The sequence below is a fragment of the Hylemonella sp. W303a genome, assembly GCF_046452315.1.
Classification (GTDB): domain Bacteria; phylum Pseudomonadota; class Gammaproteobacteria; order Burkholderiales; family Burkholderiaceae_C; genus Hylemonella.
The window spans coordinates 475,035-501,940 of sequence record NZ_JBKFDG010000001.1 but is presented as its reverse complement, the minus strand read 5'-3'; the positions used below and the strand labels follow the sequence as shown (position 1 = coordinate 501,940).

Annotated in this window: 28 protein-coding genes; 21 read left to right on the top strand and 7 right to left on the bottom strand. The window is 61.2% G+C overall.

Going from position 1 to position 26,906, the window contains the following annotated elements; translation table 11 throughout:
* Positions 1–2: 2 nt before the first annotated feature.
* Together ACLBKS_RS02280 and ACLBKS_RS02275 are read right to left on the bottom strand one after the other, a co-directional pair.
* Complete coding sequence (locus ACLBKS_RS02280; RefSeq protein ID WP_410191168.1) at positions 3–623, bottom strand: hypothetical protein; 621 nt, start codon at positions 621–623, stop codon at positions 3–5.
* 27 nt (positions 624–650) lie between these two features.
* A complete protein-coding gene (locus ACLBKS_RS02275; protein ID WP_410191167.1) occupies positions 651–1,313 on the bottom strand; it encodes a DJ-1/PfpI family protein in 663 nt (220 codons plus the stop codon).
* A gap of 158 nt (positions 1,314–1,471) precedes the next feature.
* On the opposite strand from ACLBKS_RS02275, the gene ACLBKS_RS02270 reads away from it, so the two are divergent.
* The 4 genes from ACLBKS_RS02270 to ACLBKS_RS02255 all read left to right on the top strand — a co-directional run bounded on the left by ACLBKS_RS02270 (position 1,472) and on the right by ACLBKS_RS02255 (position 5,849).
* Positions 1,472–2,431, top strand: a complete 960-nt coding sequence (locus ACLBKS_RS02270; protein WP_410191166.1) for a GlxA family transcriptional regulator — start codon at positions 1,472–1,474, stop codon at positions 2,429–2,431.
* Positions 2,432–2,678: 247 nt separating this feature from the next.
* Positions 2,679–3,092, top strand: coding sequence for a lactoylglutathione lyase (gene gloA / locus ACLBKS_RS02265; protein WP_410191165.1), 414 nt, complete (start codon positions 2,679–2,681; stop codon positions 3,090–3,092).
* 123 nt (positions 3,093–3,215) lie between these two features.
* The gene (locus tag ACLBKS_RS02260) at positions 3,216–5,189 is read left to right on the top strand and encodes a putative bifunctional diguanylate cyclase/phosphodiesterase (RefSeq protein WP_410191164.1); all 1,974 of its coding nucleotides are present in this window, start codon (positions 3,216–3,218) and stop codon (positions 5,187–5,189) included.
* Positions 5,190–5,237: 48 nt separating this feature from the next.
* Positions 5,238–5,849, top strand: a complete 612-nt coding sequence (locus ACLBKS_RS02255) for a gamma-glutamylcyclotransferase (RefSeq protein WP_410191163.1) — start codon at positions 5,238–5,240, stop codon at positions 5,847–5,849.
* 28 nt (positions 5,850–5,877) lie between these two features.
* Here ACLBKS_RS02255 and ACLBKS_RS02250 read toward each other — a convergent pair whose 3' ends face one another.
* The 4 genes from ACLBKS_RS02250 to ACLBKS_RS02235 are packed head-to-tail and all read right to left on the bottom strand — an operon-like array spanning position 5,878 to position 10,370.
* A complete protein-coding gene (locus ACLBKS_RS02250) occupies positions 5,878–6,432 on the bottom strand; it encodes an NTP transferase domain-containing protein (protein ID WP_410191162.1) in 555 nt (184 codons plus the stop codon).
* A 13-nt stretch (positions 6,433–6,445) separates the two neighbouring features.
* The gene (locus ACLBKS_RS02245) at positions 6,446–7,534 is read right to left on the bottom strand and encodes an XdhC family protein (RefSeq protein ID WP_410191161.1); all 1,089 of its coding nucleotides are present in this window, start codon (positions 7,532–7,534) and stop codon (positions 6,446–6,448) included.
* 57 nt (positions 7,535–7,591) lie between these two features.
* Positions 7,592–9,892, bottom strand: coding sequence for a molybdopterin cofactor-binding domain-containing protein (locus ACLBKS_RS02240; RefSeq protein ID WP_410191160.1), 2,301 nt, complete (start codon positions 9,890–9,892; stop codon positions 7,592–7,594).
* A gap of 16 nt (positions 9,893–9,908) precedes the next feature.
* The gene (locus tag ACLBKS_RS02235; protein ID WP_410191159.1) at positions 9,909–10,370 is read right to left on the bottom strand and encodes a (2Fe-2S)-binding protein; all 462 of its coding nucleotides are present in this window, start codon (positions 10,368–10,370) and stop codon (positions 9,909–9,911) included.
* A gap of 170 nt (positions 10,371–10,540) precedes the next feature.
* Here ACLBKS_RS02235 and ACLBKS_RS02230 point away from each other — a divergent pair, with 170 nt between their 5' ends.
* Together ACLBKS_RS02230 and pdxH are read left to right on the top strand one after the other, a co-directional pair.
* Positions 10,541–11,449 (top strand): LysR family transcriptional regulator, encoded by a 909-nt coding sequence (locus ACLBKS_RS02230; protein ID WP_410191158.1) that lies wholly within the window; start codon positions 10,541–10,543, stop codon positions 11,447–11,449.
* On the top strand, positions 11,446–12,126 hold the full coding sequence (pdxH, locus tag ACLBKS_RS02225) for a pyridoxamine 5'-phosphate oxidase (RefSeq protein ID WP_410191157.1): 681 nt from the start codon (positions 11,446–11,448) through the stop codon (positions 12,124–12,126). Before ACLBKS_RS02230 ends, pdxH begins: the two co-directional genes overlap by 4 nt.
* Positions 12,127–12,214: 88 nt before the next feature.
* Here pdxH and ACLBKS_RS02220 read toward each other — a convergent pair whose 3' ends face one another.
* On the bottom strand, positions 12,215–12,628 hold the full coding sequence (locus ACLBKS_RS02220; RefSeq protein WP_410191156.1) for a Mor transcription activator family protein: 414 nt from the start codon (positions 12,626–12,628) through the stop codon (positions 12,215–12,217).
* Positions 12,629–12,891: 263 nt separating this feature from the next.
* Here ACLBKS_RS02220 and ACLBKS_RS02215 point away from each other — a divergent pair, with 263 nt between their 5' ends.
* The 15 genes from ACLBKS_RS02215 to ACLBKS_RS02145 all read left to right on the top strand — a co-directional run bounded on the left by ACLBKS_RS02215 (position 12,892) and on the right by ACLBKS_RS02145 (position 26,824).
* The gene (locus ACLBKS_RS02215) at positions 12,892–13,272 is read left to right on the top strand and encodes a helix-turn-helix domain-containing protein (protein WP_410191155.1); all 381 of its coding nucleotides are present in this window, start codon (positions 12,892–12,894) and stop codon (positions 13,270–13,272) included.
* Positions 13,273–13,611: 339 nt separating this feature from the next.
* Positions 13,612–14,145, top strand: coding sequence for a D-Ala-D-Ala carboxypeptidase family metallohydrolase (locus ACLBKS_RS02210; RefSeq protein WP_410191154.1), 534 nt, complete (start codon positions 13,612–13,614; stop codon positions 14,143–14,145).
* A complete protein-coding gene (locus ACLBKS_RS02205; protein WP_410191153.1) occupies positions 14,142–14,567 on the top strand; it encodes a hypothetical protein in 426 nt (141 codons plus the stop codon). Before ACLBKS_RS02210 ends, ACLBKS_RS02205 begins: the two co-directional genes overlap by 4 nt.
* A complete protein-coding gene (locus ACLBKS_RS02200) occupies positions 14,564–15,103 on the top strand; it encodes a hypothetical protein (RefSeq protein WP_410191152.1) in 540 nt (179 codons plus the stop codon). Before ACLBKS_RS02205 ends, ACLBKS_RS02200 begins: the two co-directional genes overlap by 4 nt.
* Positions 15,104–15,859: 756 nt before the next feature.
* On the top strand, positions 15,860–16,372 hold the full coding sequence (locus ACLBKS_RS02195) for a hypothetical protein (protein ID WP_410191151.1): 513 nt from the start codon (positions 15,860–15,862) through the stop codon (positions 16,370–16,372).
* Complete coding sequence (locus ACLBKS_RS02190; RefSeq protein WP_410191150.1) at positions 16,369–17,295, top strand: phage tail tube protein; 927 nt, start codon at positions 16,369–16,371, stop codon at positions 17,293–17,295. Before ACLBKS_RS02195 ends, ACLBKS_RS02190 begins: the two co-directional genes overlap by 4 nt.
* 23 nt (positions 17,296–17,318) lie before the next feature.
* Positions 17,319–17,723, top strand: coding sequence for a hypothetical protein (locus ACLBKS_RS02185; protein WP_410191149.1), 405 nt, complete (start codon positions 17,319–17,321; stop codon positions 17,721–17,723).
* Positions 17,724–17,833: 110 nt separating this feature from the next.
* Positions 17,834–18,052: a DUF1799 domain-containing protein gene (locus tag ACLBKS_RS02180; protein ID WP_410191148.1), complete on the top strand. Its 219-nt coding sequence runs from the start codon at positions 17,834–17,836 to the stop codon at positions 18,050–18,052.
* A gap of 3 nt (positions 18,053–18,055) precedes the next feature.
* Positions 18,056–19,444, top strand: coding sequence for a phage tail tape measure C-terminal domain-containing protein (locus ACLBKS_RS02175; protein WP_410191147.1), 1,389 nt, complete (start codon positions 18,056–18,058; stop codon positions 19,442–19,444).
* A 7-nt stretch (positions 19,445–19,451) separates the two neighbouring features.
* Positions 19,452–19,835 (top strand): hypothetical protein, encoded by a 384-nt coding sequence (locus tag ACLBKS_RS02170; RefSeq protein ID WP_410191146.1) that lies wholly within the window; start codon positions 19,452–19,454, stop codon positions 19,833–19,835.
* Positions 19,832–20,323: a DUF1833 family protein gene (locus tag ACLBKS_RS02165; RefSeq protein WP_410191145.1), complete on the top strand. Its 492-nt coding sequence runs from the start codon at positions 19,832–19,834 to the stop codon at positions 20,321–20,323. The genes ACLBKS_RS02170 and ACLBKS_RS02165 overlap by 4 nt, the downstream gene beginning before the upstream one ends.
* A gap of 3 nt (positions 20,324–20,326) precedes the next feature.
* Entirely contained in the window at positions 20,327–20,737 is a 411-nt protein-coding gene (locus tag ACLBKS_RS02160) for a hypothetical protein (RefSeq protein ID WP_410191144.1), read from the top strand.
* Positions 20,737–25,353, top strand: a complete 4,617-nt coding sequence (locus ACLBKS_RS02155; RefSeq protein ID WP_410191143.1) for a hypothetical protein — start codon at positions 20,737–20,739, stop codon at positions 25,351–25,353. The genes ACLBKS_RS02160 and ACLBKS_RS02155 overlap by 1 nt, the downstream gene beginning before the upstream one ends.
* A 17-nt stretch (positions 25,354–25,370) precedes the next feature.
* Entirely contained in the window at positions 25,371–26,264 is an 894-nt protein-coding gene (locus tag ACLBKS_RS02150) for a phage tail protein (RefSeq protein WP_410191142.1), read from the top strand.
* A complete protein-coding gene (locus ACLBKS_RS02145) occupies positions 26,264–26,824 on the top strand; it encodes a hypothetical protein (RefSeq protein ID WP_410191141.1) in 561 nt (186 codons plus the stop codon). Before ACLBKS_RS02150 ends, ACLBKS_RS02145 begins: the two co-directional genes overlap by 1 nt.
* Positions 26,825–26,906 lie beyond the last annotated feature (82 nt).

Genomic DNA, 26,906 nt, shown 5'->3' with positions numbered 1-26,906 from the left:
GTTCAGGCGAATTGGTTGAACAGTTCTTCTTCGTTTTCCATGGCCGCTATGAAGGCAGGCCGCTCCAGCAGGCGGCCCCAGTAGGCGAGCAAATCGCCCTTCGGCTCCCACAGCCCGCCGCGCAGGGTGAGCATCAGCGCCCAGCCGAAGTAGGCGTCGGCGACCGAGAAGGCATTGCCGGCCAGATAAGGGGTGTGGGAAAGACGCTTGGAAACGAAGGCGAGCTTCGTTCCCAAATTGACCTTCGCCCACGCCTGTACTTCTGCCGGCACGCCTTTCGTGAAGATCGGGTAAAGGCAGTGCTTGTGTAATTCCGAAGCCACGAAGTTCAGCCATTCAAGAGTGGCCTGTCCGTTCTGGCTTGATCGCGCCGGAAGGTGACCGAATTCAGGAGCCATCTCGGCGAGCACCTGCAACACAACGCTGTTTTCGGTGAGGATGCGACCATCGTCGAAACGCAGCACCGGGACCTGGCTCTTGGTCGAGATGGTCTCAAACGCAAGGCCATCGCTTGTCTGCTTTCGCAACAGCGATACAGGCTGCATCGTGATGGGTAACGAGGCCTCGAGAATGATCAAATGCCCCGCGAAAGAGCACGCCATAGGCGAGAAGAAGTAGTCCATGGAGTTCCCGCAGAGTGATTGCCCGGCTCAGGCCGGCGGGGTCAGGCTGCGAATGCGCTCGGCGCCTTCGGCTTCGAATTGCTTCACGATGGACTTGGCAAAGTCCGATGCACTGTCGGGCGTTCCGTTGCCAAAGGGAGGGTCGGGGTAATACTCGATTCCGAGTTGCAGCGTCTTGGCCAACTCCTCGCCGGCCAGCAGACCGGCCAGAAACAGTCCTGCGTCGATGCTGGCGGAGACGCCGGCACCGGTGATGAGCTGGCCATCGCGGATGAACCGGTTTGTGCTGACATTCGCACCATAGTCGGCAACCCTGTCGCGGACCGCCCAGTTCGTGGTGACCTGCTTGCCATACAAGAGCCCAGCCGCGCCGAGCAGCTCAACGCCGTTGCAGATCCCCACCGTCCATTTGGCACTGACGGCCAGTCGCCGGATGGTGTCGAGTACGTCCTGGTCGCTCAAAGCAGGAATGACACCCGGGCCACCAGGTACGTACAGGATGTCGGTGCTGTCGATGTCGGCGAAGCTTCTGTACGCTGTCAACGCTAGGCGTCTTGTATCGGCCCAAACGGGGCCGCATTGCAAAGCTGCAAATTCTGTTTCTACCCCAGGTATGTTGGCCAAGACTTCGTAGCCGCCAACAATGTCCAGCGCGGTGAATCCATCAAAAAGAACAATCGTCAATCGCATAACAAGGCCTTTGCTCAGTGGTTGAGTGAGGCTTTATCTTGTTCGTTCCCAGCGTGATCAGCCAGTGTCGTTTCAGACTATATTTTGTGCATTTAAGACATTCGGACGAATAAATGATCAAGGAGATCGCCATCCTCATCTACCCGGGCTGCATGGGCATGGAAGTGTTTGCCTTGACGGACCTGGTGCTCATGGCCAATCACCTGGCCAAGAACATGCACCCGGGAAAATTCTCTGCGCTGCGGGTCAGGCTCGTCACACTCCGGCCAAACCCTGTGGCCATCGCAGGCGGGTTCAAGGTGGCGGCGCAGCGCCTGCGGGGCAAGCCGGATCTGATCGTGGTTCCCGGCTTGGAGGTCTCCCGGTTCGGTGAGTGGGACGAGCGCTTTGCTCGGCTAAGCCAGGAACTGAAGGCAATTCGCCGCTTCCATGGGCAAGGCACAAAGCTGGCCTCGGTCTGCATCGGCAGCTTCGTCCTGGCGGAGGCGGGCGTACTCCAGGGTCGGCGCGCCGCCACCGCCTGGCCTTTTGTGAGTGAGTTCCAAGACAGGTATCCCGACGTACAGATTGAGAAGGATGCTGTGATCCTGTCAGACGGTGGTGTCACCACCACCGGAGCTGTGAGCAGCGTGATGGATCTGGGCCTGCACCTGATCCGTGAGAGCATGGGCTCCGCTGTGGCCCGCGCGGTGAGCAAGCTGGCGCTGATCGATGGGGGGCGCGTCAGTCAGCGGGCCTACGTTGACACGGCGTTGATTCCACAGAACCGCGCGCCGTTTTCAACGCAGGTCAATCGGTGGCTGGCACAACGCCTCAGTGAAACGTACAACCTCTGCGCTCTGGCCGACGCCTTCAACGTCACTTCACGTACGGTACTTCGGCGTTACCGCCAGGAAACCTGCATGACACCTCTTCAGTGGCTGCAGAAGGCCCGTATCGAAAAGGCCAAGCACTTGCTGGAACTCAGCTCCATGTCCGTCGCTGAAGTCGTGGTTGCCGTTGGCTACCAAGACCTGGCGACATTCTCCAGGTTGTTTGCGCGCGAGACGGGTCAAACGCCGGGGCACTACAAACGGTGGTTCCAGGGAAAACGGGTTGCGACGTTTCCCCGTGGGTGAGGCATCGACGCATCGGCATTTGAGCAGGTTGACGTGTCTTAACACGAAGTTGACAAACCGAACAGCCGCTTCGTGGGAACAGGGTGAGCCTACCTGACCTCGCCCTACGGCAGCAACCGCTGCATAGCAGTCCCTTGCAGCCACGCCTCCATAGCCAACAGGCTAACCCCCAGCTCCTACCCTCCTATCCCCTCCGCGCTATGCTCCGCCCCTGGCTTTTTGGCATCAACTCCAGGGAATTCTTCTCATGCGCGTCCTTCACACCATGCTGCGCGTCGGCGACTTGCAGCGCTCCATCGATTTCTATACCAAGGTGCTGGGCATGAACCTGCTGCGCACCTCCGAGAACCCTGAGTACAAGTACTCCTTGGCGTTCATTGGCTACGGCAAGGGCAACCCGGACCAGGCCGAAATCGAACTCACCTACAACTGGGGGGTGGACAAGTACGAGATGGGCGGGGCTTACGGGCACATCGCCATCGGCGTGCCGGACGCCTACGCGGCCTGCGAGAAGATCAAGGCGGCGGGCGGCAACGTGACGCGCGAGCCGGGCCCGGTGAAGGGCGGCACGACGGTGATCGCCTTCGTGACGGACCCGGATGGCTACAAGGTGGAGCTGATTCAGCGCGCCGAGTACGCCGAGGGCGCGGGCCTGCGCTGAACACCGGCCCGCGGAGCTTGGCCTGCGGCTTGCGCGCGCAGACTACCCGCCAGGCCTGACTCCCGCTAGGATGAGGTCTGGCCTGCGAATCGCGCGGGCCAGCCCCTTGCGAGGTTCCGCCCCTTGAAAGCGACCACCCTGTTTGAGCACGCCTTGGCCCCGACCGTGTCCGAGCCGGAGGTGCTGCACGACTGGCGTGCGCGCATCCTCTCCACCATCCTGGCCTTTGTCGCGGTGTTGGGCGTGCTCACGGCGGTGCCCGGCATCTGGCTGGCCTCGCAACAAGGGCTGTGGGGCATCGCCTGGGTGGATTTGGCCGCGCTCATTTGGGTGCTGGTGCTGTGGAAACACCCGCGCCTCACCTACAAGACACGCACCTGGAACCTGCTGGCCCTGATCTACCTCATCGGGGTCTGGTTCCTGTTCTACGTCGGTCCCGTCAGCCAGATCTACCTGATCGCCTTTCCGGTCATGGCGGCGCTGCTGCTGGGCTTGCGCCCGGCCTCGTTCGCGCTGGCCGTCAACGCGGTCACGCTGATGACGCTCGGCTACCTGGGCAACACTGACCTGCATGTCGCGGGCTTTGATGACCGCCCCTTCATCGAGTGGGTCGTCATCACCATCAATTTCCTGTTCGTCAACGCCGTCATCACCCTCTCCTGCGCGGTGCTGCTGCAGCAGCTGGAACGCTCGCTGGAGCGGCAGCGCCACATCGCCACGTCGCTGGAGGAAGGCCAGGACGATTTGCGGCGCGTGAACACCGAGCTGCAGCACACGGCCCAGGCCCTGAACCGGCTGGCCTACTACGACGAACTCACCGGCTTGCCCAATCGCCGACTGCTGATTGACCGGCTCAACCAGGCCCAGGCCAGCGCGCGGCGCGGCACCCAGGGCGGCACCCTGCTCTATCTGGACTTGGACCGCTTCAAGAACATCAATGACGCGCGCGGTCACGCCGCCGGGGACGCCTTGTTGGTCGCGGTGGCGCGGCGCCTGAGCGGCCTGCTGCGCGAGGAAGACACGGTGGCGCGCCTGGGCGGCGATGAGTTCGTCATCCTCTCGCCGCACAGCCCGATGGACGCGCAAGGCGAAGCGCGCGCTGCTCGCGTGGTGGCGGACAAGGTGAGGGAGTCCTTTGCGCAGCCCTTCATGCTGGACGGTCAACCCTACAGCACCCAGGCCAGCATCGGCGTGGTGGTGCTGGGCGGCGTGGCTCAGGGCGCCGAGGAACTGCTGCGCGACGCGGACACGGCGATGTACCGCGCCAAGGCGGCCGGCCGCAACCACGTCGCCTACTTTGAGGCGGCGATGCAGCAGGAGGTGGAGAACAAGCTCAAGCTGGAGAACGACCTGATCCATGCGGTCGAGCAAGACCAACTGGCCCTGCACCTGCAATCCCAGGTGGACGCGGCGGGCGCGATCGTGGGGGTGGAGTTGTTGCTGCGCTGGACGCACCCGACGCTGGGCCCCATTCCGCCCTCGCGCTTCATCCCCATCGCCGAGGAAAGCAACTTGATCCTGAGCCTGGGGGATTGGGTGCTGGAACAAGGTTGCCGCATCCAGCGCCAGTTGCGCGAGGCGGGCCACGCGGTGCCGGTGTCCATCAACGTCAGCCCGCAGCAGTTCCACCAGCCTGATTTCGTGAAGCACGCCTTGGGTCTGCTGGACCGGTCGCAGGCCGACCCGACGCAGCTGATCTTTGAAGTCACCGAAGGCCTGCTGCTGGATGATCTGGAACACACCATCGAGTGCATGGAGGCGCTGGCCGAACGTGGCATCCGTTTCTCCATCGACGACTTTGGCACCGGGTATTCGAGCTTGGCTTACCTGAAGCGTCTGCCCCTGCATGAGCTGAAGATCGACCGCAGCTTCATCACCGACACGCCGCACGACCCGGGAGACACGGCCATCGTGGAGATGATCTTGTCCATGGCGCGCCACCTCGAACTCAAGGTGGTCGCCGAGGGCGTGGAAACGCCTGCACAGTCGGAGTTTCTCTCCGCTCACGGTTGCACGGCGCAACAAGGCTACCTGCACGCCAAACCGCAAGCACTGGACCGGTGGTTGGCCAACGGCGGCCGACTGGGCCCGAACTGAAGTGGGACCGACCTGAACTCGCCCCCATCTGACCCAGAGTGCGCGCGCATGACTGCCACCCGGCCCCGCCCGCTGCGTGACCCGGCCCCCTTGCTGGCGCGAGCGCTGCGCGAATGGCAGGAACATCACCCCGCGCAAGGGCACCACCACGGGGACTTCTGGTTGTTCGGTTACGGTTCGCTGATCTGGCGCCCAGACTTCGACTACACCGAGCGCCGCATGGCGCGGGTGCGCGGCTGGCACCGCGCGCTCAAGATGTGGAGTCGCATCAACCGTGGCACGGTGGAGGTGCCAGGCTTGGTCTTCGCGCTGCTCTCCGGCGGCAGTTGCCAGGGCGTGGTCTACCGCATCGCGCGCGCGCAAGCGCCCGCCACACTGACCCAGCTCTGGCAGCGCGAGATGCCCACCGGCGTCTACGACCCCCGGTGGTTGCGCTGCGACACGCCGCAAGGCCCGGTGCAGGCGCTGGCCTTCACCTTGTCACGCCGCAGCCCCAACTACACCGGCAACCTGAGCGCCGGGCAATACGAACACATCTTTCGCAACGCGCGCGGCATCTACGGCAGCACCAGCGACTACGCGCGGCAAACGCTGGAGAGCCTGCGCGCGCACGGCATACGGGACCGGGCGCTGGAGGCGCTGCTCAAGCACGCGCCCTGACTGGCGAGCAAGTTGGGGTTCAGGCCCTTCAGGCCCGCGACCGCAGCAGGCGCTGCGCACGCAGCAGATCCTCCACCGTGTCGATGTCGGTGACGCAGCCCGCGTCATCCACTTCGATCGTTTGCGGCGGGCCGTGGCGGCGTACCACCGATACCGCACCCGCATCCCCTTGGAGCGCCAGCAGGTCGTGCGTGCAATCGTTGGTGAAGCGCACCGGGTGCCCTGCCTCGCCTTGGTAAACGGGCCGCACGACCTGCCACTCGGCAGGTGCCTCGGCCACGCGACGCAAGGTGTCAGGATGGATCAGCGGCAGATCAGCAGGCAGGATGAGCCACCCCCGCGCGTGAGGATGGGTGACGCAGGCCGCGCGCACGGCGGCGGCGATGCTGTCGCCCATGCCGGGATGGTTGTCGTGTTCGAGATGCCAGGGCAATCCGCTGGCGCGCACGGCATCGAGGGTGCGCTGCAGCACCGTCTGGCCTTCCAGCGATGCTTGCAGTTTGTGCGGGGCCAGCGCGGCGCCGCCCGAGGCCAAGAAACGTTCACCCCGACCCGAGGCGAGCACCAGGACGACAAAGCTCATCGCAAGCGCACGCTCAGCGCTCGACCGCGCAAGTGGATGCGGCAAGGCCCGACAGGGAACTCGCCCTGTCGGTCACCGTGTTGTCCGAAGCAGCCTCGGAGGCGACCGAGGCGATGGCGGCCTCGCGCCGTGCGCGCAGGTAGGCCGCGTTGCGCACTTGCACGATCTCGGCCAGGATGGACACGGCGATCTCCGCTGGGGTGCGCGCCCCCAAGTCCAGCCCCACCGGGCCGTGCAAGCGGGCCAGTTCCTCGGCGCTGAGGTCAAAGTGCTCGGCCAGGCGTTGCTTGCGCGCGCCCTGATTGCGCCGCGAACCGAGCGCGCCGACGTAGAAGGCGGCGGACTTGAGCGCTTCCAGCAAGGCCATGTCGTCGAGCTTGGGGTCGTGCGTGAGCGCGACGATGGCGGTGTGCGCGTCAGGCATCAGTTCGCGCACCACATCGTCCGGCATGCCCCGCAGACGTTGCACGGTCGCGCCATCGAAGTGGCCGGCGTATTCCTCGCGCGGGTCGCAGACCAGCACCTCGAAATCCAGCAAAGCCGCCATCTGCGCCACGGCTTGGGAGAGCTGCCCCGCGCCAATCAGCAGCAGGCGCCAACGCGGGCCGAAGAGCGTGGTGAGTTGCCGCCCGTCGAAAACCAGCTCCTGCCCGCGCAGGGCCGGGGCCAAAGTGACCTCGCCTGTTGTCAAGTCCAGGGTACGGGCCACCAGTTGGTGCGCTGCCGTGCGGGCCAGCACGTCTTCGATCCAGTCCACCGACTGCAGCGGCTCATGCACCAAGCGCAGCGTGCCGCCGCAGGGCAGGCCGAAGCGCGCCGCTTCGTCCTGGTTCACGCCGTAGACGATGAGTTCGGGGCGCGCTGTTCCCACCACCGCGGCTCCAGTCGCCAAAGCGGCCTTCGCGCGGGTGATCAAGTCATCCTCGACGCAGCCGCCCGACACCGAGCCACTGACCTGCCCATCTCCGCGCACGGCCAGCAGCGCGCCCGGGGGGCGCGGCGCGCTGCCCCAGGTCTGCACCACCGTGACCAGAGACACGGCATGACCGGCCCGCTTCCACGCCAGCGCATCGGCCAGCACGCGCAAGTCCAGACTGTCCATGAGCTACTCCTCGTCCTTGAGTTGCCGTGCGTCGGTGTCGTTCGCGCGTCCTGAAGCTCAGGCCGCGTCCAGCTGGAAGGGCAACTGGCGCGGCGTCTTGCCCGTCAGCCGTGCGATGGCGTTGGCGAAGGCGGGTGCGAGCGGCGGCAAGCCAGGCTCGCCCATGCCCGTGGGCGCGTCGGCGCTGGGCACGATGTGCACGGCGATCCGCGGCATGTCGGTGATGCGGGCCACGGTGTAATCGTGGAAGTTGCTTTGCTCGACCACGCCGTCCTTGAGCGTGATGGCCGCGCCAGGCAAGCACATGCCCAGGCCCATCAGTGCGGCGCCCTGGACCTGCGCTTCCACGCTCTTGGGGTTGACGGCGAGGTTGCAATGCACGCCCACGGTCACGGTGTGCAGCTTGGGCATGCCGTCCTTCACCGAGGCCTCGACCACGTAAGCCACCACGGTGTTGAAGGATTCGTGCACGGCCACGCCCCAGGCACGCCCGGCAGCGAGTTTTTTCTTGCCGTAGCCGGACTTATCGACCGCCAGCTGCAGCGCCGCCTGGTGGCGCGGATGCTTGCCTTCCATCAGCTTGAGGCGGTAGGCCACCGGGTCCTGTTTAGTCGCCCGGGCGATCTCGTCGACCAAGGTCTCCATCACGTAGGCCGTGTGGGTGGAGCCCACGCTGCGCCACCAGAGCACCGGCACGTTCTGCTGCGGGTGATGGACCGTGAGCTTCATGGGCACGTCATAGGGCTCCTTCATGCCTTCGACCATGGTGGCGTCGACGCCGTTCTGGACCATGAAGGCCTCGAACGGCGAACCCTTGAGGATGGACTGGCCGACGATCACGTGGTTCCAACCCAGCACCTTGCCCTGCGCGTCGAAACCGATCTCGGCACGGTGCAGGTGCATGGGACGGTAGTACCCGCCTTTGATGTCATCCTCTCGGCTCCAGAGCGTGCGCACCGGGGCCTCCAGGCCCGCCGTGCGTGCGGCCTTGGCCACCGCGCAGGCATGGACAACGAACTCGCTGCTCGGCACGGCGCGGCGACCGAACCCGCCCCCCGCCATCTGCACATTCATCTTGACGTTCTGCGGCGTGACGCCCAACGCGGCCGCGGCGGCCAAGGTGTCGAGGCCCGGCATCTGCGTGCCGGTCCACAGCTCGGCCTGGGCGTTCGCGCCCTGCCCCTTGATCTGCACCGTGCAGTTCAGAGGCTCCATCGGTGCGTGGGCCAAGTACGGAAACACGAACTCGGCGCTGATCTTGCGGGGTGCGCCCGCCAGCTTGGAGAGGTCAGCGTCGTACTTCAAGGCGCCGGGCTTCGTCGCCAGTTCGCGGTAGGCGGCGAGCTGGCGGGCGCTGTCCACCTTGTCGACCGCGTTGGTGTTCCATTGCACCTTGAGCGCGTCGCGCCCCTGCTTGGCAGCCCAGTAGCCCTCTGCGACCACCGCGACACCCTCGGCGCCCCGGTCCAGCGGCACGCGCAGCACGGCGCGCACACCTGGCACGGACTTGGCCGCCGCGTCATCCACCGATTGCAGCTTGGCGCCAAAGACGGGCGGGTAGGCCACCACGGCGGTCAGCAGGCCCGGCAGCTTCAAATCGATGCCGAAGTTCTGCTGGCCGCTGGACTTGGCGCGGGCGTCCAGTCGACCCGTGGGTTGGCCAATCAGGCGGAATTGTTTCGGGTCCTTGAGGCTGACCTGTTCCGGAACGGGCAGCTGCATCGCGGCCTCGGCCAGTTCGCCATAGCCCAGCTTGCGGCCGCCGGGGCCGATCACCTGGCCACCTTGAGTGCGCAGCGAGGACGGCGCGACCTTCCACTGCTCGGCGGCCGCAGCCACCAGCATGGCGCGGGTGCGCGCGCCCAGTTCGCGGTACTGGGTAAAAGAGTTCTTGAGGGCGTTGGAGCCGCCCGTGAGGTGAATGCCGAAAGCCGGATCGACGTAGGCCGGATTGGCGTCGCCGTGCACGGCGCGGACCCGGGCCCAATCGGCGTCCAGCTCCTCGGCAAGCACCATGGCCAAACCGGTGTGGGAGCCCTGGCCGAACTCCAGGCGGTTGACCGTCACGGTGACGACACCGTCACGCGTGATGCGCACGAAAGCCGCGGGCAGCTGCGTGGGCTTGAGGCCGCTGGCCGCCGCACCGGACGCGCCCTGCGCCGATGCGACCAGGGGGAAAGCGCCCAGGGCGAAGCCCGAGCCCGCCGCCAGCTTGAGGAAGGAGCGTCGGGGCAGGCCGTCGCTCGATTCGTGGGCTGCATCGCTCTGACGCTGGGCCAAGGCCTGGAGGCCCTTGGGCAGAGCGCCGATCAGTTGGGCGTCGATCAGGCGGGAGTGAAAGGGGGTGTGGGTGGTCATGGTGTTGCTCCCTTCTTCAGGCCAGTGCGCGGGCCGCGTCGTGGATGGCGGCGCGGATGCGCGCGTAGGTGCCGCAGCGGCACACGTTGCCGGCCATGGCGGCGTCGATGTCCGCGTCACTCGGCTTCTTGTTGCTGGCCAGCAGCGCGGTGGCGCTCATGATCTGGCCGCTTTGGCAGTAGCCGCACTGGGCGACGTCATGCTTGACCCAGGCGTCCTCGACCGCGCGACCGACCTTGTCGTTGACCAGCGCTTCGATGGTGGTGATGCGCTGGCCCTCGGCCGAGGCCACCGGGGTGACGCAGGAGCGGATGGCCGCGCCGTTGAGGTGCACGGTGCAGGCGCCACACATCGCCATGCCGCAGCCGAACTTGGTGCCGGTCATGCCCAGGGTGTCGCGCAGCGTCCAGAGGATGGGGGTGCCCGGGTCCACGTTGACCGAGGCAGGCTTGCCGTTGAGGGTGAATGAGACTGCCATGGAGGCTCCTTGTGCTGAGGGGGTCTGCGATGAAAGTGGGCCAGGCGCGACGTCCGAGTGAGGAACTGGCCACGAACGCGAGAAACGGCGGCAGTGTGCCGCAGCGCGTCGCAAAGAGAAATACCAAGTGTCTATCTAGGTTATCAACTTCCACTTAACAATCGCCCCCCATGCAATCCGACGTCCTGGCCGCGCTGGCGGCCTTTGAGCAAGTGGCCGCCCACCGCAGCCTCACCCAAGCCGCCCATGCGCTGGGCGTGACCCCGGCGGCCTTGTCCCAAACCATCAAGAAGCTGGAAACCCGCCTGGGCGTGCGCTTGTTCGAGCGCACCACCCGCAGCGTCAACCTCAGCGAGGCCGGCCACGCCTACCTGGCCCGCGTCGCGCCCGCGCTGGCCAGTTTGAAGGCGGCCACGGAAGACCTGCAGTCCAGCGCGGGCGTCGAGGGGGGCACCCTGCGCCTGACGCTGGGCTACATGACCGGCAACTTTCTGATCGAGCCCCTGTTGCCCGAGTTCTTCGCCCGGCACCCGCACATCGGCTTGGAGCTGGTGTACGACGACGGTTTCGTGGACATCGTGCGCGACGGCCTGGACCTGGGCATGCGCATCGGCGAATCGCTGGAACGCGACATGGTCGCCGTGCCGCTGACGCGCGAGTTCCGCATGCGCTGCGTGGCCTCGCCTGCTTACCTGCAGGCCCATGGCACGCCACAACACCCGCAGGACTTGGCGGCGCACCGCTGCATCAACTACCGCATGCGCAGCAGCGGCGCCATCTACAAATGGGAGTTTCTTGTCGACGGCGCCATCACCGAGTACGCGGTGCGCGGCCCGCTGGTCATCAGCCATTGGCAAACCGGCATGAACGCGGCCATCGCGGGCTTGGGAATCACGATGGGGTGGGACCTGACCCTGGCCGAGCCGCTGCGCTCCGGCGCGCTGGTCGAGGTGTTGGCCGACTACAGCGCGGGATTTCCCGGCTTCTACGCCTACCACCCCCAGCAGGCGCATCTGCCGCTCAAAACCCGCGTGTTCCTGGACTTCCTGCGTGAGCGTCTACCTACAATCTCGCCATGAGCTCCACCCAACCTGCCACGCCCGTGAACGCCACCGAATTGGCTGCACTGCGCAAAAGCTACGAACGCGCTGAACTCAGCGAAGACGCCTCGCAGGCGGACCCCCTGCGCCAGTTCGCCCTGTGGCTGAACGAGGCGGTGCAGGCTCAATTGCCCGAACCCAACGCGATGACGCTGGCCACGGTCGGCAGTGACCTGCGGCCTTCGTCGCGCGTCGTGCTGATCAAAGGCTATGACGAGCGTGGCATCGTCTGGTACAGCAACTACGAGAGCCGCAAGGGCCGCGAACTCGCGGGCAACCCCTACGCGGCGCTGCAGTTCCATTGGGTCGAGTTGGAACGCGTGGTGCGCATCGAAGGCCGTGTGGGCCGCGTCAGCGCCGAAGAGAGCGACGCTTACTACCAGAGCCGGCCACTGGACTCACGCATTGGCGCCTGGGCCAGCCCGCAAAGCCAAGTGATCGGCGGGCGCGGCGTGCTGGTCGCCAATGCGGCCCGCTACGGCGCGCAATACCTGCTGAACCCGCCCCGCCCCCCGCATTGGGGCGGCTTCCGCTTGGTCCCTGATCGCTGGGAGTTCTGGCAGGGGCGCCCCAGCCGCTTGCATGACCGGCTGCGCTACCGGCTGGAGCGAGACGCGACAGGCGAGACCTGGGTTCGGGAGCGGCTAGCGCCTTGAGCATCCGATTCTTACCAACTCTCTCAAGTCAGCGGCGCGCGCATCTAAGCTGCAGCCTCCTCGACAATCGATCACGCAAAGGCGACGACTACGAAGGCTGGTTTTGACGTCGACTGGCAGGCGGATGTGCGCCTGCTTGACTCAGAATGCGAACAATCTGACCCTCCGTAAGATTGTGTTGCATCGCCAGTTCACGCGCGGTTTTAGTCCTGTAGTCGTTCACGATGCGCGCATTTCGCACAGCCAGCAAAGCACGCTCCGCTTTGGGAAACTGGAAATGGGGCATGCTTCCGTAGCAGTCAGCCAGCTTGCTCAAATTTCCCGGCCCGATCAATTGCGAAATCGCATGCTTTTCAGTGCATCGTTCTGGGGATGGAATATAGATTCTCCGGCCCCCATAGTTCTGCACAAGGAGCATGGTTGCGGGGATCCCTATCAAACGGACAAAGTCTTGAAGGAGCGGGGGAAGCAGCTTAACTTCGACTTCAGTGATTGCGATCATGCGCCCCCCCACAGCTCACGCGCGATGGACTTTTTAAAGAGCGCAAAGCAGGTGCCTGTATGCAAGGCACGCCCAAGCGTCCTGCCTCTCTTGAGAGCAAGCGACTCCCGATTCGTCTTAACGTGCACTTGCGCGCGTTTACCGAGTTGACTGCGTTTCATTGCAAAATGAACAAGAAAGGTTCGTGTTTGAATGACGCAGATTATTTCTCAATCTTGAGAATTTCTCAACCCTGAGAATTTAACCCCGGAATTTACTCAACCATGCCAAAGAACCTGCTCTCCACGGAAGACCAAGTGCTGCGCGAAAGGCTGGGAGCCGCAATTCGAGCAATCTCAGGAGAGCTTGGATGCAAACCGGCCGAACTCGCAGCCCTTGCTGGCATTGGCCTGGCAAGTCAGTACCGAATCGAAGCAGGAGAAACGACTCCTGATGTGCTTTACCTCGTCAAGATCACCAACCGCTTGGGTATCTCGATCGACGAGCTCTTGAAGCGGGCATGGGAAAAAGATGAACGATCCATTGCTGATGAAACGCGGCAGAAGAGGTCGTCAGAGGCGAGCCAGATTACCCAAATCAATAAGGGTAGAGGCGCTCGCCAAATCGTTGGGAATGTTGTGATCGCCAAGAGAAAAGGAGGCTAATTCGATGGCGAGCCAAGTATTCCAGGTCAATAGCGGTGACTACGCCTTGCAAATCACTGGCGACGTTACGCTCCATGTGACGTCCGAGGCTGCCGCTACATTTGCGTTTGCGCTGGCCATTAGCGGCTCTTTTAAAAAACCTTCTTGGATTGAGCTTGGGCATACGTAGTCCCGTCGAGCAGCGTAAGGCACTCCGCCGAGATGGAAACGAGCAAAAGATGCCCATTGCTGGAATGCGTAACTAAGCACTCATGCGCGGTGGCCGAAGCTTTCATGTAGCTTTCAATCCTCATCGCAATCTCGGCGCCTCATGTCTGCCCTGGGTTGCACCTTCCCAACATGAAAAGCCAAGGCCAGCGTTTGCTGGCCTTATCTGTTTCGCCTGCAGCGACCAACATTGCGGGCATGCAGGACGACCTCCAGCTCTCTCAGCATTTCCGTCTCAGTGAATTTACCGTGTCGCAAGCCGCGACACGGGCTGGTCTACGCAACTCCCCCAGCAACAGCCAACTGGGCAATCTCCGACGTTTGGCCGAAGTCCTTGAACAAGTAAGGCAACTGTTAGGCAAGCCAGTTTTCATCAGCAGCGGCTACCGCAGCCCTGTGGTGAACGCCATCGTGGGTGGATCGGCGACATCGGCGCACATGCAGGGATTGGCAGCCGACTTCACCTGCCCGGGGTTTGGCTCGCCACTGACTATTTGCCGTTTCTTGGCAAATAGCGCCCTGGCGTTCAACCAATTGATCTATGAGGGCACATGGGTTCACCTGGGAATTGGCCATGAGACGCAGGACTCTTGGCGAAGAGAAATCCTCACTGCGGTGTTTGAAACGGGCGCAAAAACTCGCTACATGAAAGGAATCATTGGATGACGTTCGGACCCATCTCCATCTCCCTTGTCACCGATTGGCGTCAAGCGCCCAAATTTCACAGTTTGTGGGCAGCGGGTGCACTGTTGATCTTCTCGATGATGCAATACATGTTTGCGCCATTTTCTCAGGGGCAAGCAGCCCTCGGGGCGGGAGCATTGGTCCTGCTCTTCATTGGGCTTCGGTACTACAAGGCTAGCAATCAACGGGTTCTATGGCGCGCCTCCTCCGTGATCGCCTCTGCGCTGCTAGCAGTTCTCTCGATGTTGCAAAGTGAGATCCTTCCACTTGCCCAACCACTGGTTCCTGCTGAGTACTGGCCTCACGTCCTACTGGCGTTTGGGATCGCTATCCCAGTACTTCGGATGGTGAAGCAGGCGACTTTGCATGCATACACCGACGAATCAAGGGAGCCTAACCCGTGACAGAGATTCTCTTTCGCCTAGCTGCGCTCTCCTTGGCACTGATTCTGGTTGCAGGAAGCTCTTGGTGGGCAGGCGTAAAGCAAGCAGATGGCCAGTGGCTTAGGCGACAGGCAAAAGCAGCTCAAGACGCAGCAGCAGCGATCCAACAAGAACGGGAACGCGGAGAAAAATCAGCTCATGAGCTCAACACGCAACTTGCAGAACAACGAAATCAGTTCAAGCTGCTCGAAGGAAGATACCTTGCCTACACTCGCTCCAACCCGATTGTTCTCGCTCAGAACGTTGGCTCTGCTCCAGATCCTGCTATCACTGCAGGTGCTGCATGGCTGTGGAACGAAATCCTCGAGCAACACGACGAACTCGATATTAGTGCCTGCGGAACTTCTGCAGGAACCGACACCACCTGTCAAACTGAATCGGAATTCACGCTCAGTGATGCCTGGAACAATCATTTCGAAAACGCCCGCATCTGCACTGAAAACAGAATCAGACATCAGAAACTGATTGATTACATCAAGCAGGTACAAAACCCTTAGCGCAACACCGATTGACGCCATTCATTCGTCAGCGTTCCCACTCATCAAGAGTCTAGAGCAAGGCGCAACATTTTTTGGTGGGTCATGCATCCAGCCTCCATGTAAGTTGACTGCATGGAATATCTTTTTCCTCTCGAACGCAGAGCTCGAGTGGGATGCGAATTGTCTGACCAGAACATGGTTTCAGACAGACGATTCAAAAGGAAAATTTGACAACTGCAGTCAATCAACGGCTGTACTTGCTCAAAGTTTATTTAGCCAAAACTCAGCAAAAAGATCGGTGATTGCCCAGATGCAGTTCGATTGACATGACAAGAGTTCTGATTGGCAAATGGCTTGACCGATCCACGCAACTACATATCGGTCTGCCGCCACTTGAAGGGGCCAACCGCCTTTCTCGAAGGAGGTCCTTCTTAAACATGTCCTATCTTTAACACGAATTGCTTATTAGCAACATTTAATTCGTGCGGCAACTCAATCGTCCCGAGGGCGCAGTTGCTTGATCGGCCTCCATTTATCTAGTCCATCTTATGCAGGCCTTACTCTTTTTTCGGAGAACCTGCAAAGTTCGCTCATCGCTTAGAAAACTTTTCATGGAATCAGAAAAGAGATCAGAAAAATCGAATTTTTATCTTATTCAGGATGACATGACGTTCTTCAGAAACAAATCAACGCGAATCTGAATCGACGATTTTTTCCGCGACTCATCAGCAGGATTGAAATTTTCTGGTCTTTACCAATTGGAAAACTCACGACATGAGCACTCTTTCCGAACAACGAGCAGCGATCCTGGCCGCAATGGAGGCGGTCCCAGGCATTGGTCAGGTACATAGCCGTGAGCGCTATTCAACCGACGAGAACCTGCTGCGCCAGTTCTATATGTACTCGCCGCCCACCGGAAGCGCTACTGATGCGATGACCGATCCACATGTACGTGGTTGGTGGTTGCGCCGGTCCGGAACTCAAGAGTGGCAGGCGAATACAGCACGCACTGTCAATTTAACGACTTGGCAAATCCAAGGATTTCTGGCCTTGGATGACGCTGCAAGCAGTGAACTCATCTTAGATGACCTGATTGAGCGCCTGCGTTCAGCCATGCGTACCGATTTGACGTTTGGTGGCATTTTTTCACCTGGTCCTGTGGTCGTTACTGGCGAAGAAGACAACCGAAACACAGGGGTTCAGGTCATCGAAAACAGTCCGAAGCTGTTTGCCGGCGTGCTGTGTCACAGCACCCAACTTCAATTAACCACCTGGAGCCACCTATGAGCATTTTTCTGAAACAAACCGTCATCCTCGCGAAGCTGGAAACCACCAAAGGTACAGACAGCGCACCCACGGGTGCAGCCAACGCGATGCTGGTGAGCAACGTCAGCTTCACCCCCTTGGAAGGTGATGAAGTTGAGCGCGAGGTGATCCGGCCCTACTTCGGTGACAGCGGCAGTGCGATGGTGACCCAGTACTGCAAGCTGAGCTTCGATGTGGAATTTGCTGGAGTCGCGGTCCCCGGCAGCGAGCCGGGATACGCCGATTTGCTCCGTGCCTGTGCATGCGATGTGACAGTCACAGCGGGAACGGATGTCACGTTTGCGCCTATCAGCCAAGATTTGGACAGCGTGACTCTGTACATCAACATCGGCGGCAATCGGCAAAAAATCATGGCAGGCATGGCCAACTGCAAGATTGACGCACCAGCCAAATCATTGCCCAAGCTTCAGTTCGAATTCTGGGGTACTTACCAAGCGGCTGTCTCCGAGCCACTGCCGTCTGTGGATTACACCGCTTTCGAACAACCCTTGGGAGTGAATGCGTCCAACACCAGCCTGACCCTCCATGGCACCACGGTGGCCGCAAGCGCCTTCAGCTTCGACATGGGGCTGACGGTCGTCAAGCGGGATCTCATCAATGTGAACACAGTGGAAATCACAGGGCGCAAAAGCAGCGGTAGCGTGACTTTCGACAACACACTGGTCAGCGAGAAGAACTGGACCGAGCTGGCTCGCACCGCCACGAGTGGCGCACTCACGCTGCGCCACGGCACAGGCGGCTCCAACATCGTTGAACTGAACGCGAACAAAGTTCAACTCGGCAAGCCCGCTTTTGCTGACAGCGACGGCATCCAGCAAATCACTGTGCCGCTGCGCTTCATTCCCACGTCGGGTAACGACGAATGGGAGATCGTCGTTCGCTGACCAGTAACAGAAGGAGTTGGAACATGGCAGTCAAAATCGCAAACGCCCCGGCCCATATCAAGTGCCCGGCTACCTATCACATGCACGGTACGGATGGTCAGATGGTGGCTGTCAAGTTCCACTGCACCTTCCGGCGACTGGGCAAGACCGAACGCACAGAACTCATGAACGCCCTGGGCAAGGGCGAGATCGACGTCTCGGTCCTTCTAGACAAAGTCATGACGGGCTGGGATGGCATGAATGACGAGCATGGTCGGCCTGTGCCCTACAACCGAGACGCTCGCCTGGCAACCGAAGAGGCTTACCCGGAAATCGAGCAAGCGATGGCCGTGAGCTTCTTTGACCATGCCGCCGTGATGCAGCGTGAGGCCGCTGCAAAAAACTCCGTGCCGCCGTCCGCCATCAGTTCAGCGCAGACGGCGGCCTGAACGACCAAGCCAGCGAAGCATCCCTCGAATCAGACTGCGACCTCCTCGGCATTGACTTTTCAAAGCTGCTTCGAAGTCAGCCTGCGAGCAGAGCACCGCAGGACGTTGAGTTGTGGACCGAGCATGCGAGTGCATGGAACGTCTTTCTGTCGTGCAACACGCAATGGCGTGTCATTGCAGGGGCTTCCTCAATGCACTGGATTGGTCTGGACTACATCGCCCTGGACATGGTTCGCCGCGTTTGTGGTGTCGAGGAAGTCGACTGGCCCGACGTGTTCGAACAAGTCCAGATCATGGAAAACGAGGCGTTGACACTTTTCAACAGGTAAGACATGGCGACCAATCAGCAAACCGTGCGCATCAATCCGACCATCGACAGCAGTGCTTTGGCGGTCCTAGAAAAAAGTGCCCGTGAAACGGCACGCGAGTACGCCAGGATCCTGGGGGACGGCGCAAACCAGGCTGCCCAGATTTTCCAGACCACCACCCGGGGCATGGAAGATGCCATCGTGCAGTGGGGCGAGACCAGCAAATCGATCGCCCAGGATTTCGCGGACTCGATGGTCCGCGACACCAAGGCCGCCTGGGCAGACTACTCCAGCACCGTCACCAACAGCGTGAACGAAGCCGCGGCGCAGTTCGAAACCTCTACCCGTGGCATGGAGCAAACGATCCTGGATTGGGGTCAGAAAAGCAAATCTACCGTCAAGGACTTCGCAGATTCGGTCAAAGGCGACACCAAGACTGCTTGGAAGGACTTTGCCGACAAGGCGGGAAGCAACGCAGGGGACGCGCTGAAAGACGCTGCCAAGGAGTGGTGGAAGACCGGGAATTTCAGCACCAAGGGTGTGATGGATTCCCTCATCAGTGATGGAAAGTCAGCTTGGTCTGACTACGTCAACACGGTTGGCGGAAGGGCGCGCGAAGCCGCTGATCAGTTTCAGTCGTCGACCCTCGGCATGGGAGACTCCCTCATGCAGTGGGCACTGAACGGTGAAGGAACCGTCACGGGGTTGGCGGAATCCATCACGCGCCAAACCCAGACAGCCTGGGCTGACTACGTCAACACCGTGGACGGCAACGCGACTTACGCCTCCGATCTTTTCCAGAGCACCACGGTCGGTATGGAAGACGCGCTTATTCAGTGGGCGCAGACCGGAAAACTGAATGCCAAGGGTCTTGCGGACTCCATGATCAAGGAGATGCAGCGCGTTGCCACCCAGAAATTGGTCACGGGGCTGGTCAACACATTTCTGGGCATGTTTAACGGCGGTTCAAGCCCGGATGCTGCAGGTGCGGGAAGAGCTACAGCACACACAGGTGGGGTGATAGGCAGCGATTTTCTTTCATCCAAAGTGGTTGACCCGGCCGTCTTTAACGGTGCACAGCGTCGTCACAGCGGCGGCCTGGTCTCGGGGGAGGTACCCATCATTGCCCAGGCAGGCGAAGGCGTTTTCACACCGGGCCAGATGAAAGCCTTGGGCATGAAGGCCAATGAAGGCGCTGGCGCCGCACCCATGAACCTCAAGGTCGAAGTCATCAACAACAACGGCTCACAGGTCAACACCAGTGTGCAGCGCGGTGCCGGTGGCAATGGCGAGGACGTGCTGCAAATCGTGATTGAACAAGCCGTCGCCAAAGCGGCCGACCAGGTCGCCGGTGGTTATGGGCCCATGCACTCGGCACTGCGCAGCCGCGGTTATGAACCTGCGCGGGGGTGATTGAAACATGGCTGCATTTCCCTCCGATCTCCAATACGGCTGGCAAGACCTTTCCGACGAACCTGGCGTGGTCGTCGTGGCCAGCGAAACCGAAGGCGGTATCCCGCGCTATCGACGCACGCGCAGCGATGCGCTCGACATCCTGCAGGTCACTGTCTACTTCAACACGCAAGCCGAGGAAAACAACTTCCGTCTCAGTTGGTTCCGCGACACGATCAACGGTGGAGCGGATTGGTTTGACTTCATTGATCCGCGTGACGGTCAACTTGTTCAAGCGCACCTCCAGGGTGGCAAGCTCGGTTCCATCAGCTACCAGAGCCCAAACTTGGCCTATGCCACACGTGTGCTCAAGCTGGAAGTCGTCAAGCCTATGTGGGTTGGGAGCGTATGACGAACCCGACCTCTCAACTCACGTCTGCGCAGCTTCGACAGGCACAGTCCAGCGTAGATGGTGATGGGTATCTCTTGCTCTTGCTGATCGATGTGATCGGTGGCAACGATCCGGTTCGCTTGGTGAACGACACGCGCAACTGGACGATTGGCGGCCAGACCTACATCGGCTTGCCTCTGCGCTACACACCGCCGCAGGATGTGAACGGTGAAGCCGCGCGCGCCAGCATTGAAATAGACAACGTGGCGCGCGATGTCTTGCCTCTGCTGGAAGCCTTGCCTCCCAACGCCGCCATGGAATGCACGCAGCGTTTCGTGAGCCGTAACGACCCAGAGACTGTGATCTGGGAATACGTCTGTGGCATCTCCGGCGCCAATGCGGACTCGTTCGTTCTGAGTTTTTCCTTGGGCGATGACGGGTTCTTGCGGACCTCCGCAATTCGACTGCGCTACGACAACGACAGTGCGCAGGACATCTTCGAAGGTTGAAACGTGACCGCAGCCATTCAACACGTGCGTTTACGCGACGTGGAGCACTACACCAACCGACGGTACATCGTCGACAGCTTTGACTGCGTCGATCTCGCCGTTGATGTTCAAAGGGAAGTCTTCGGCCGCGAAGTCCGAATTCCCGTCCATCCTCGCGGCAAAAAAAGTCAGGCCGTAGCCATATCGCGCTACGCGAACGCCTGCACTCGCTTGCTGAGCGAGCCAGAAACGGGTTGCATCGCCCTCATGCGCGGCCAGGAGGGTCGTTGGCATATTGGCACGGTCGTGATGAATTCGGCGGGTACGCCTTGGCTGCTGCACGCACACAGCACCGAGTTGGGTGTGTTGTTGCAGCCGCTGGCCGAGGTGGGCGAACTGGGCTTGCGTGTTGTTGAATTTCGGGAGTGGTTGTGATGGAGTCCTATAGCCTCGTTCTGGCGCCTCAGCCCATGCAGCCGCCATTGCTGCCACGCGTGGTTGAAGTGCTGCCTGACGAAACACTCGCCAGCTTTCTGCAACGCGAAGCCAACATCACGGATCAGCACGGAGATGCTTGGTCGGTCAGCATCAGTGGCTTGGAAGTTCCGTGCAACATGTGGTCGCGCATGCGGGTCAAACCAGGGCAAACCATTGAGGTACAGGCTTTGGTACGCGGCGATGACGCGCGCAGCGTGGTTGCGATTGTCGCGATTGCGGTGCTGACTTATTACACAGCAGGCGCAGGTGCAACCTGGGCTGCGGGCGCAGGCGCTGCTGCTCCTGCTGTGTACGGTCTGGCTTACGCAGGCGGCATGATGCTGATTCAGCGCCATCTCATGCCCACGCTACGTGAGCCTGCGCGGGGTGTTGACCAAGGGCCGCCGACCTATTCCCTGCAAGGCGGACGCAACCGTCCACGGCCTTACGAATCCATGTGCCTTGTGCTGGGAGAAACCAAATGCGTCCCGGACTACGCCGCACAGCCCTATACCTGGTTCGAAGGGTCAGACCAGTACATGGCGGCCACTTTCCACGCTGGCATCAACTGCGCTTCCGTGTCGGATATCAAGCTCGGTCAGACTGATCTGTCGAACTACGCCGATGTACAGGTTCTGAAGAATGGCTTTCCCAGTGGCAACACGGACGCACCATTGTTCAAGCCGACGAATGTGGACACTTCCGAGGGGTTGCTGCTGGACGCGCCTTCGAGTCCGGGTGAATGGACGGTTCGCACCACCAGCCCAAACACCGTGCGGATTGCCCTGGACATCGAAGCCAGCCTCTACGGCATGAGCAGCACCGGCAAGTTGACAGAGCGCGTACTGCACCTGGAAGCCGAATATCGTGCGGCTGGCAGTTCGGGTCTGTGGACCACGCTGTACAAGACAGAGCCCTACAAAGTCACGGTCGATGGACATCTCGAATACTCCCCCATCGACGGTAGTGAGGTCTGGGTCGAACCTTACACCGACACCTACACACCCGTCGACATTGAGCTGAAGTCCTCTTCCACCAAACCCGTCCGACTGACCGCTGTGGTCGACCTGCCGCAGGAGAACGCGCCAGAACATGGCCAATATGAAGTGCGCGTGCGGAAAGTCACGGCCAACTACACGGGCCAAAGAGGGAGCAACACGGTTTATTGGCAAGCCCTCAAAAGCTATCAAAAGCAGACCTCCACCTATGAGCAGTTGCCCCGTGTGCAGGTGGTCGTCCGGGCCAGTGGTCAGCTCAATGGTTCTCTCGACGAACTGAGCTGGGTCGCGCGCAGCGAACCGCTGGAGCTGTGGGATGGATCTTCGTGGATCACGGTTTCCGAGCCAGGTTCGAATGGAACCAGCAACCCCGGCGCGCAGATTCTCAAGGTGCTGCGCGGATGGACGCGTGAAAGCGATGGCAAGCTGCTTGCAGGCGGAGGATTGCCTGAAGATCGCATTGATCTCGAGACGCTCAAGGCATTCATGGTCGATTGCACGCTGAACGATTGGCGATGTGATCTGTTCTTGCAAGAAAGAAGCCCAGACATCGGTCGCCTGCTCGGAATCATTGCGACATGCGGCTTTGGCCGTGTCAGCCGAGGGCGCACGGGTCGCTGGGGCGTGACGTGGATGTCGCCCAATCAACCCCATCAGGGCACGATCAACATGGCTGTGATGAAGGCGCGCAGCTTCAGTGTTCACTACGACCTGGCGCGCACGGCCGATGAAGTTCAACTGGAGTATTTCGACGCGGCACGCAACTACACCTGGCAAAGCGTGCGCGTGCAGCCCCCGGGCATCGAAGTCCCGCAGGCCACCTACCGCGAATCGATTGCAGGCATTTATCACGAAGCTCAAGCCGCAGAACATGCCAGGTTCAAGCTCGCGCAGAGCATGTTTGGACGACGCAGTATCAGTTTTGAGCTGGATCTTCTGTACCGCATCTATTCGGCCAACCAGATCATCCAACTCAGCCACGACCTGACGCAATGGGGTTACGGTGGTGCGGTTCGCGGCATCACGCTCCACGGCTCCCTTGGCGAGGGGGAGGAAGGCTTCACCGTCCTGCTGGACAAGCCGGTTCCCGCAGCCGATCTTGAACCCCTGCGCATGCTGGGCCTGGCGCTACCAGGCGAACGATCAATGCGCGTATTCGAAGTGTCAAGCGTGGCCGTTGACGGCAGCAGCATCAGAGTTTCCACGGCGTGGCCTAGTGGCGTGTCCGTGCCCGGGATGGAGGCCAGCACCCACGTGCGGGACACCCTGTGGATGTATGACTTCAAGGAGACGCCCGGCATGCGCGTCCGGATCACGGAAGTGCGTCCCAATGCGGCACTGACCGGAGCAGTGATTACTGCAGTCCCCGAACCGAAAGAGTTCTGGGACTACATCCTGAACAACACGTATACGCCTCCGCCCTCCGCGACCCTTTTGCCCCGTGCTCCCTCAATCACACGCGTACTGGTTTCCGAGGACCGGCAGCAAACCGGGGAAGCCTGGTACAACGAGGCGACCGCGATTTGCTCGATCAGTGGCCAGTGTGATTACATGGAGCTGTGGGGCGCGCTCGAGGACCTCAATTCCACCAGCGTGGCCCCGCCAATGCGCCTGTTGAGCAGCGTGCGACGCAGCGCACAAATCAGCTGGCGTGCCTCCGTTGGAGAAACTTGGTTGCTGGAGCTGCGCCCCTACAACGGCGCGTTACGCGGCCAACCCTACACGCTGTCCTACACCGCCAAAGGATTGCTGGCCCCGCCGCTCCCCGTGCAAAACCTGACTGGAACGGCCGAGGGTGCGAACGGCGCAGCACCGGGCTGGCGTCTGCGATGGACAGCCAGTCCGGAAAGCGATGTCGTCGGCTACGAGGTTCGCACCTCGGATTTCGGCTGGGGTGATCCTGGAGAAGATTCGAAAATTCTCTATTCAGGACGAGATCTCAACTGTCTGGTGCAGCCTGCCACGATCGGCGCAGCAGAAACTTGGTACGTACGCCCTTACGACAGCAGCGGTGTCTACAGCGAGCAAAGCACGAGCATCTCCCTGACCTCCACCGCACCAGACGACCTGGTGGGTGATATTCGCCACGTGTTCGCGGACACCTCACTCACGGCCGCGACTGTCACGCTGGACTGGAGCTGGAGCACAGCGACGGAGCCGATTTTTGGCCTGCGCTGCTATCGCATCAGCTACACGCCCGAAGGTCCTGAAGAGCCCGAAGTGAAAGAAGTGGACGCCAACACCATCACGCTCGCTGCGAACTGGCTGGGGGATCGCATCTTCACGCTACAGCGCGTCGACAAGCTGGGCCACGTGTCCGCTGGCCGTGTGATCAGTCTTCACAAGGCTCGGCCGGCTCAGGTGCAGAACTTCCGTGCGCAGACCATCGGCAACCGTGCCATCTTCTACTGGGACATGCCTGCGTCCACCACCTTGCCGGTGCTGGATGTGGTGATCCGCGTGGGCGATTCCTGGGACGAGTCTGATCTGGTGGGCTACAAGAATGGCAGCTTCACCGTGACGGACGTGTTGGAGGCTGGCAACTACACCTACTGGATGGCCGTGCGCGACACCGACGGTTATCTGAGTGACCCGGTGAGCCTCACTGTCCGGCTGACGGGCCCCGCAGGTTTCGTCTTCTTCGGAGACTTTGACGACACCCTCACCGGCGGAACGCTGGTGAATGCAGTGCGCGAGGAAGTGGTCGGCACGCCTCAGGGACGTCGCATCCTGCTGCCTCTGAAAACCACCGAGACATTCGCAGAACATTTCAACAGCAACGAGTGGACCACACCTCAAGATCAAGTGGCCGCAGGGCTTCCGATCTTTGCGCAGCCGGGTATGGGCAGCGGCAGCTACGAGGTGGTGTTCGACTTCGGTTCGACTCTGCCCGCATGCCAAGTCAGCCTGTCTGTGGCCGGCGACGCAATTGCCGGTGACCCTGCCGTGACGGTGCGGTTGTACACGAGCAACGACGCCGTCAGCTGGCTTTTTGCCGGCGCGGGTTCAGGTGGCAGTGTCGGAGCGTTCGCGACGGCTTTTGAATACATCAAGGCGCGCGTCGAGGTGGCCGCCAACAGCGGCGATGACCTCTACAGCATCAATGGTCTGCGAGTCAGCCTAGACGCACAGAAGAAAACCGCCAACGGCATCGTCGGTGCCGTTGCCGCTGACTTGGTTGGCACGATCGTTAATTTCCCTGAAGAGTTTTACGACGTGACGGCCATCACGATGAGTATCGCGGGCGCAGTTCCGCTGCAGCCCACGTACGCCTTCAACCACGCGCACATTGACGGCAGCTACATCGTTGCCAGCAACGTGGCAACCGTGAATTGTCCGGCGCATGACTTGGTGGCTGGTCAAACCGTGCGCTTGAACACGGGCAGCGGAACCATGCCCAGCGGCATCTATGAGGTGTCCGGCGTGATCGATGCGAACAACTACACCGTCGCCGTGACCACGGCAGACTCGTCCGGCAGCCTGCTGGCCTATGCACAGAGCTTCCGCGTTTACGCGTTCAACTCAGCAGGTTCCAGGGCGGACGCCGTGTTGAGTTATTCCATTGGTGGTTATTGATTTTGAAGGAGAGTGAAATGACGTTTTTTCAATCAAGCAAGTGGTTCGTCCTGCTGACCTGCATGAGCGCGAGCCTGGTATTGACTTCAGTCCAGGCGGCCGACTGGAGCAAGCCAACCTTGACGGACACCTACACCGTGTGGCCCGAGATGGTCAAGGGGCGTGACGAAGACGCGGCGCGCCTGTTCGACCCCGCAACCACCAACCCCACCAACCTGCCCATCGGCACGATCCGCTGGAGCAGTGCGAACAAGCGATTCGAGAAGTTCAGCGGCAGTTCCTGGTCCGAACTAGAACCCCAGTGGGCTATGGGAATCAGCGGCAATGCAGCGACGGCCAGCAAATGGGCAACACCGCGTACCTTCACGATTGGCGGTGTCTCCATGCCGGTGGATGGCAGCACGAGCGTGACATGGAGCCGGAATGACATGGGCGGCGTTCCTGTGGGTGCGGTCATGTCTTTTGCGGGTAGCACCTGCCCCAGCGGGTGGCTGAGTGCTGCCGGCAGCGAAGTGAATCGAGCGACATATCCGGATCTTTTTAGCTACATCGGAACGACCTATGGCGCAGGCAATGGGAGCACAACATTCAGATTGCCCGAGTTGCGAGGCGAGTTTGTGCGAGGGCTGGATAATGGTCGAGGCGTGGACAGCGGGCGAGCCTTGGGGACTTCACAGCTGGATGCGTTGCAAAACATCACCGGAAGTGTGGCTCCCTTGACAGTTACAGGATCGTGGGTTAGCAGTTCAGGGGCTTTTAGTGCCTCAATCAGCAGTACTGCGAGACTTGACTACGACAATGGAGCCTATAGCGCTTCTACTGTGGACTTTGACGCAAGCCGGATTGCGCGAACTGCCGCCGAAACCCGCCCGCGCAACATCGCGCTCCTGTACTGCATCAAGGCGAACTGATGTCGCACGCCATCATCAACGCCGGCGGACAAATCATGCAGGTCGCGCTGCGTCTGCAGCCAACGCACAAGGTGCCCCCGGGAGGACGCATCGTTCGCCATGCGCCGCCACCGCACGACCCTGAGACGCAAACCTGCACAGCCGTGGAGCCGGTGCCATCGGGGCAAGCGGCAGTACAGTTCCTCATCCAGGACAAGCCGGACGCGCTGGAAACACTGCGCGCGCGCAAGTTGCGTGAAATCGACGGCGCTTTCAGTGCAGCAGCCGAGGCGCTGCTGCAAGGTTATCCGCAGGCCGAGCGACTGACCTGGCCAATTCAGCAAACCGAAGCATTGGGTTGGGCTGCCAACAATGACAACCCAACCCCGTACCTTGATGGCCTGGCGGCTGCGCGCGGCATCGCAGCCGAAGACATGCGCGCTCGCACCCTGGACGCCGTGCAGGCCTGGATGGGAGCCAGCCAAGTGCTGATAGGAAAACGTCAGGCTCTTCGCGACGCCGCACACCTTGCACAAACCAAGGAGGGTTTGGCCGCTTTGGTGTGGCCAGTTACCAATTAACCCCTTCAGCGACCTGCGGACCGGTGGGCACAGGAGTGTGACCATAACCGAAACAGGAGGACGGACGAATCATCCAACGCGC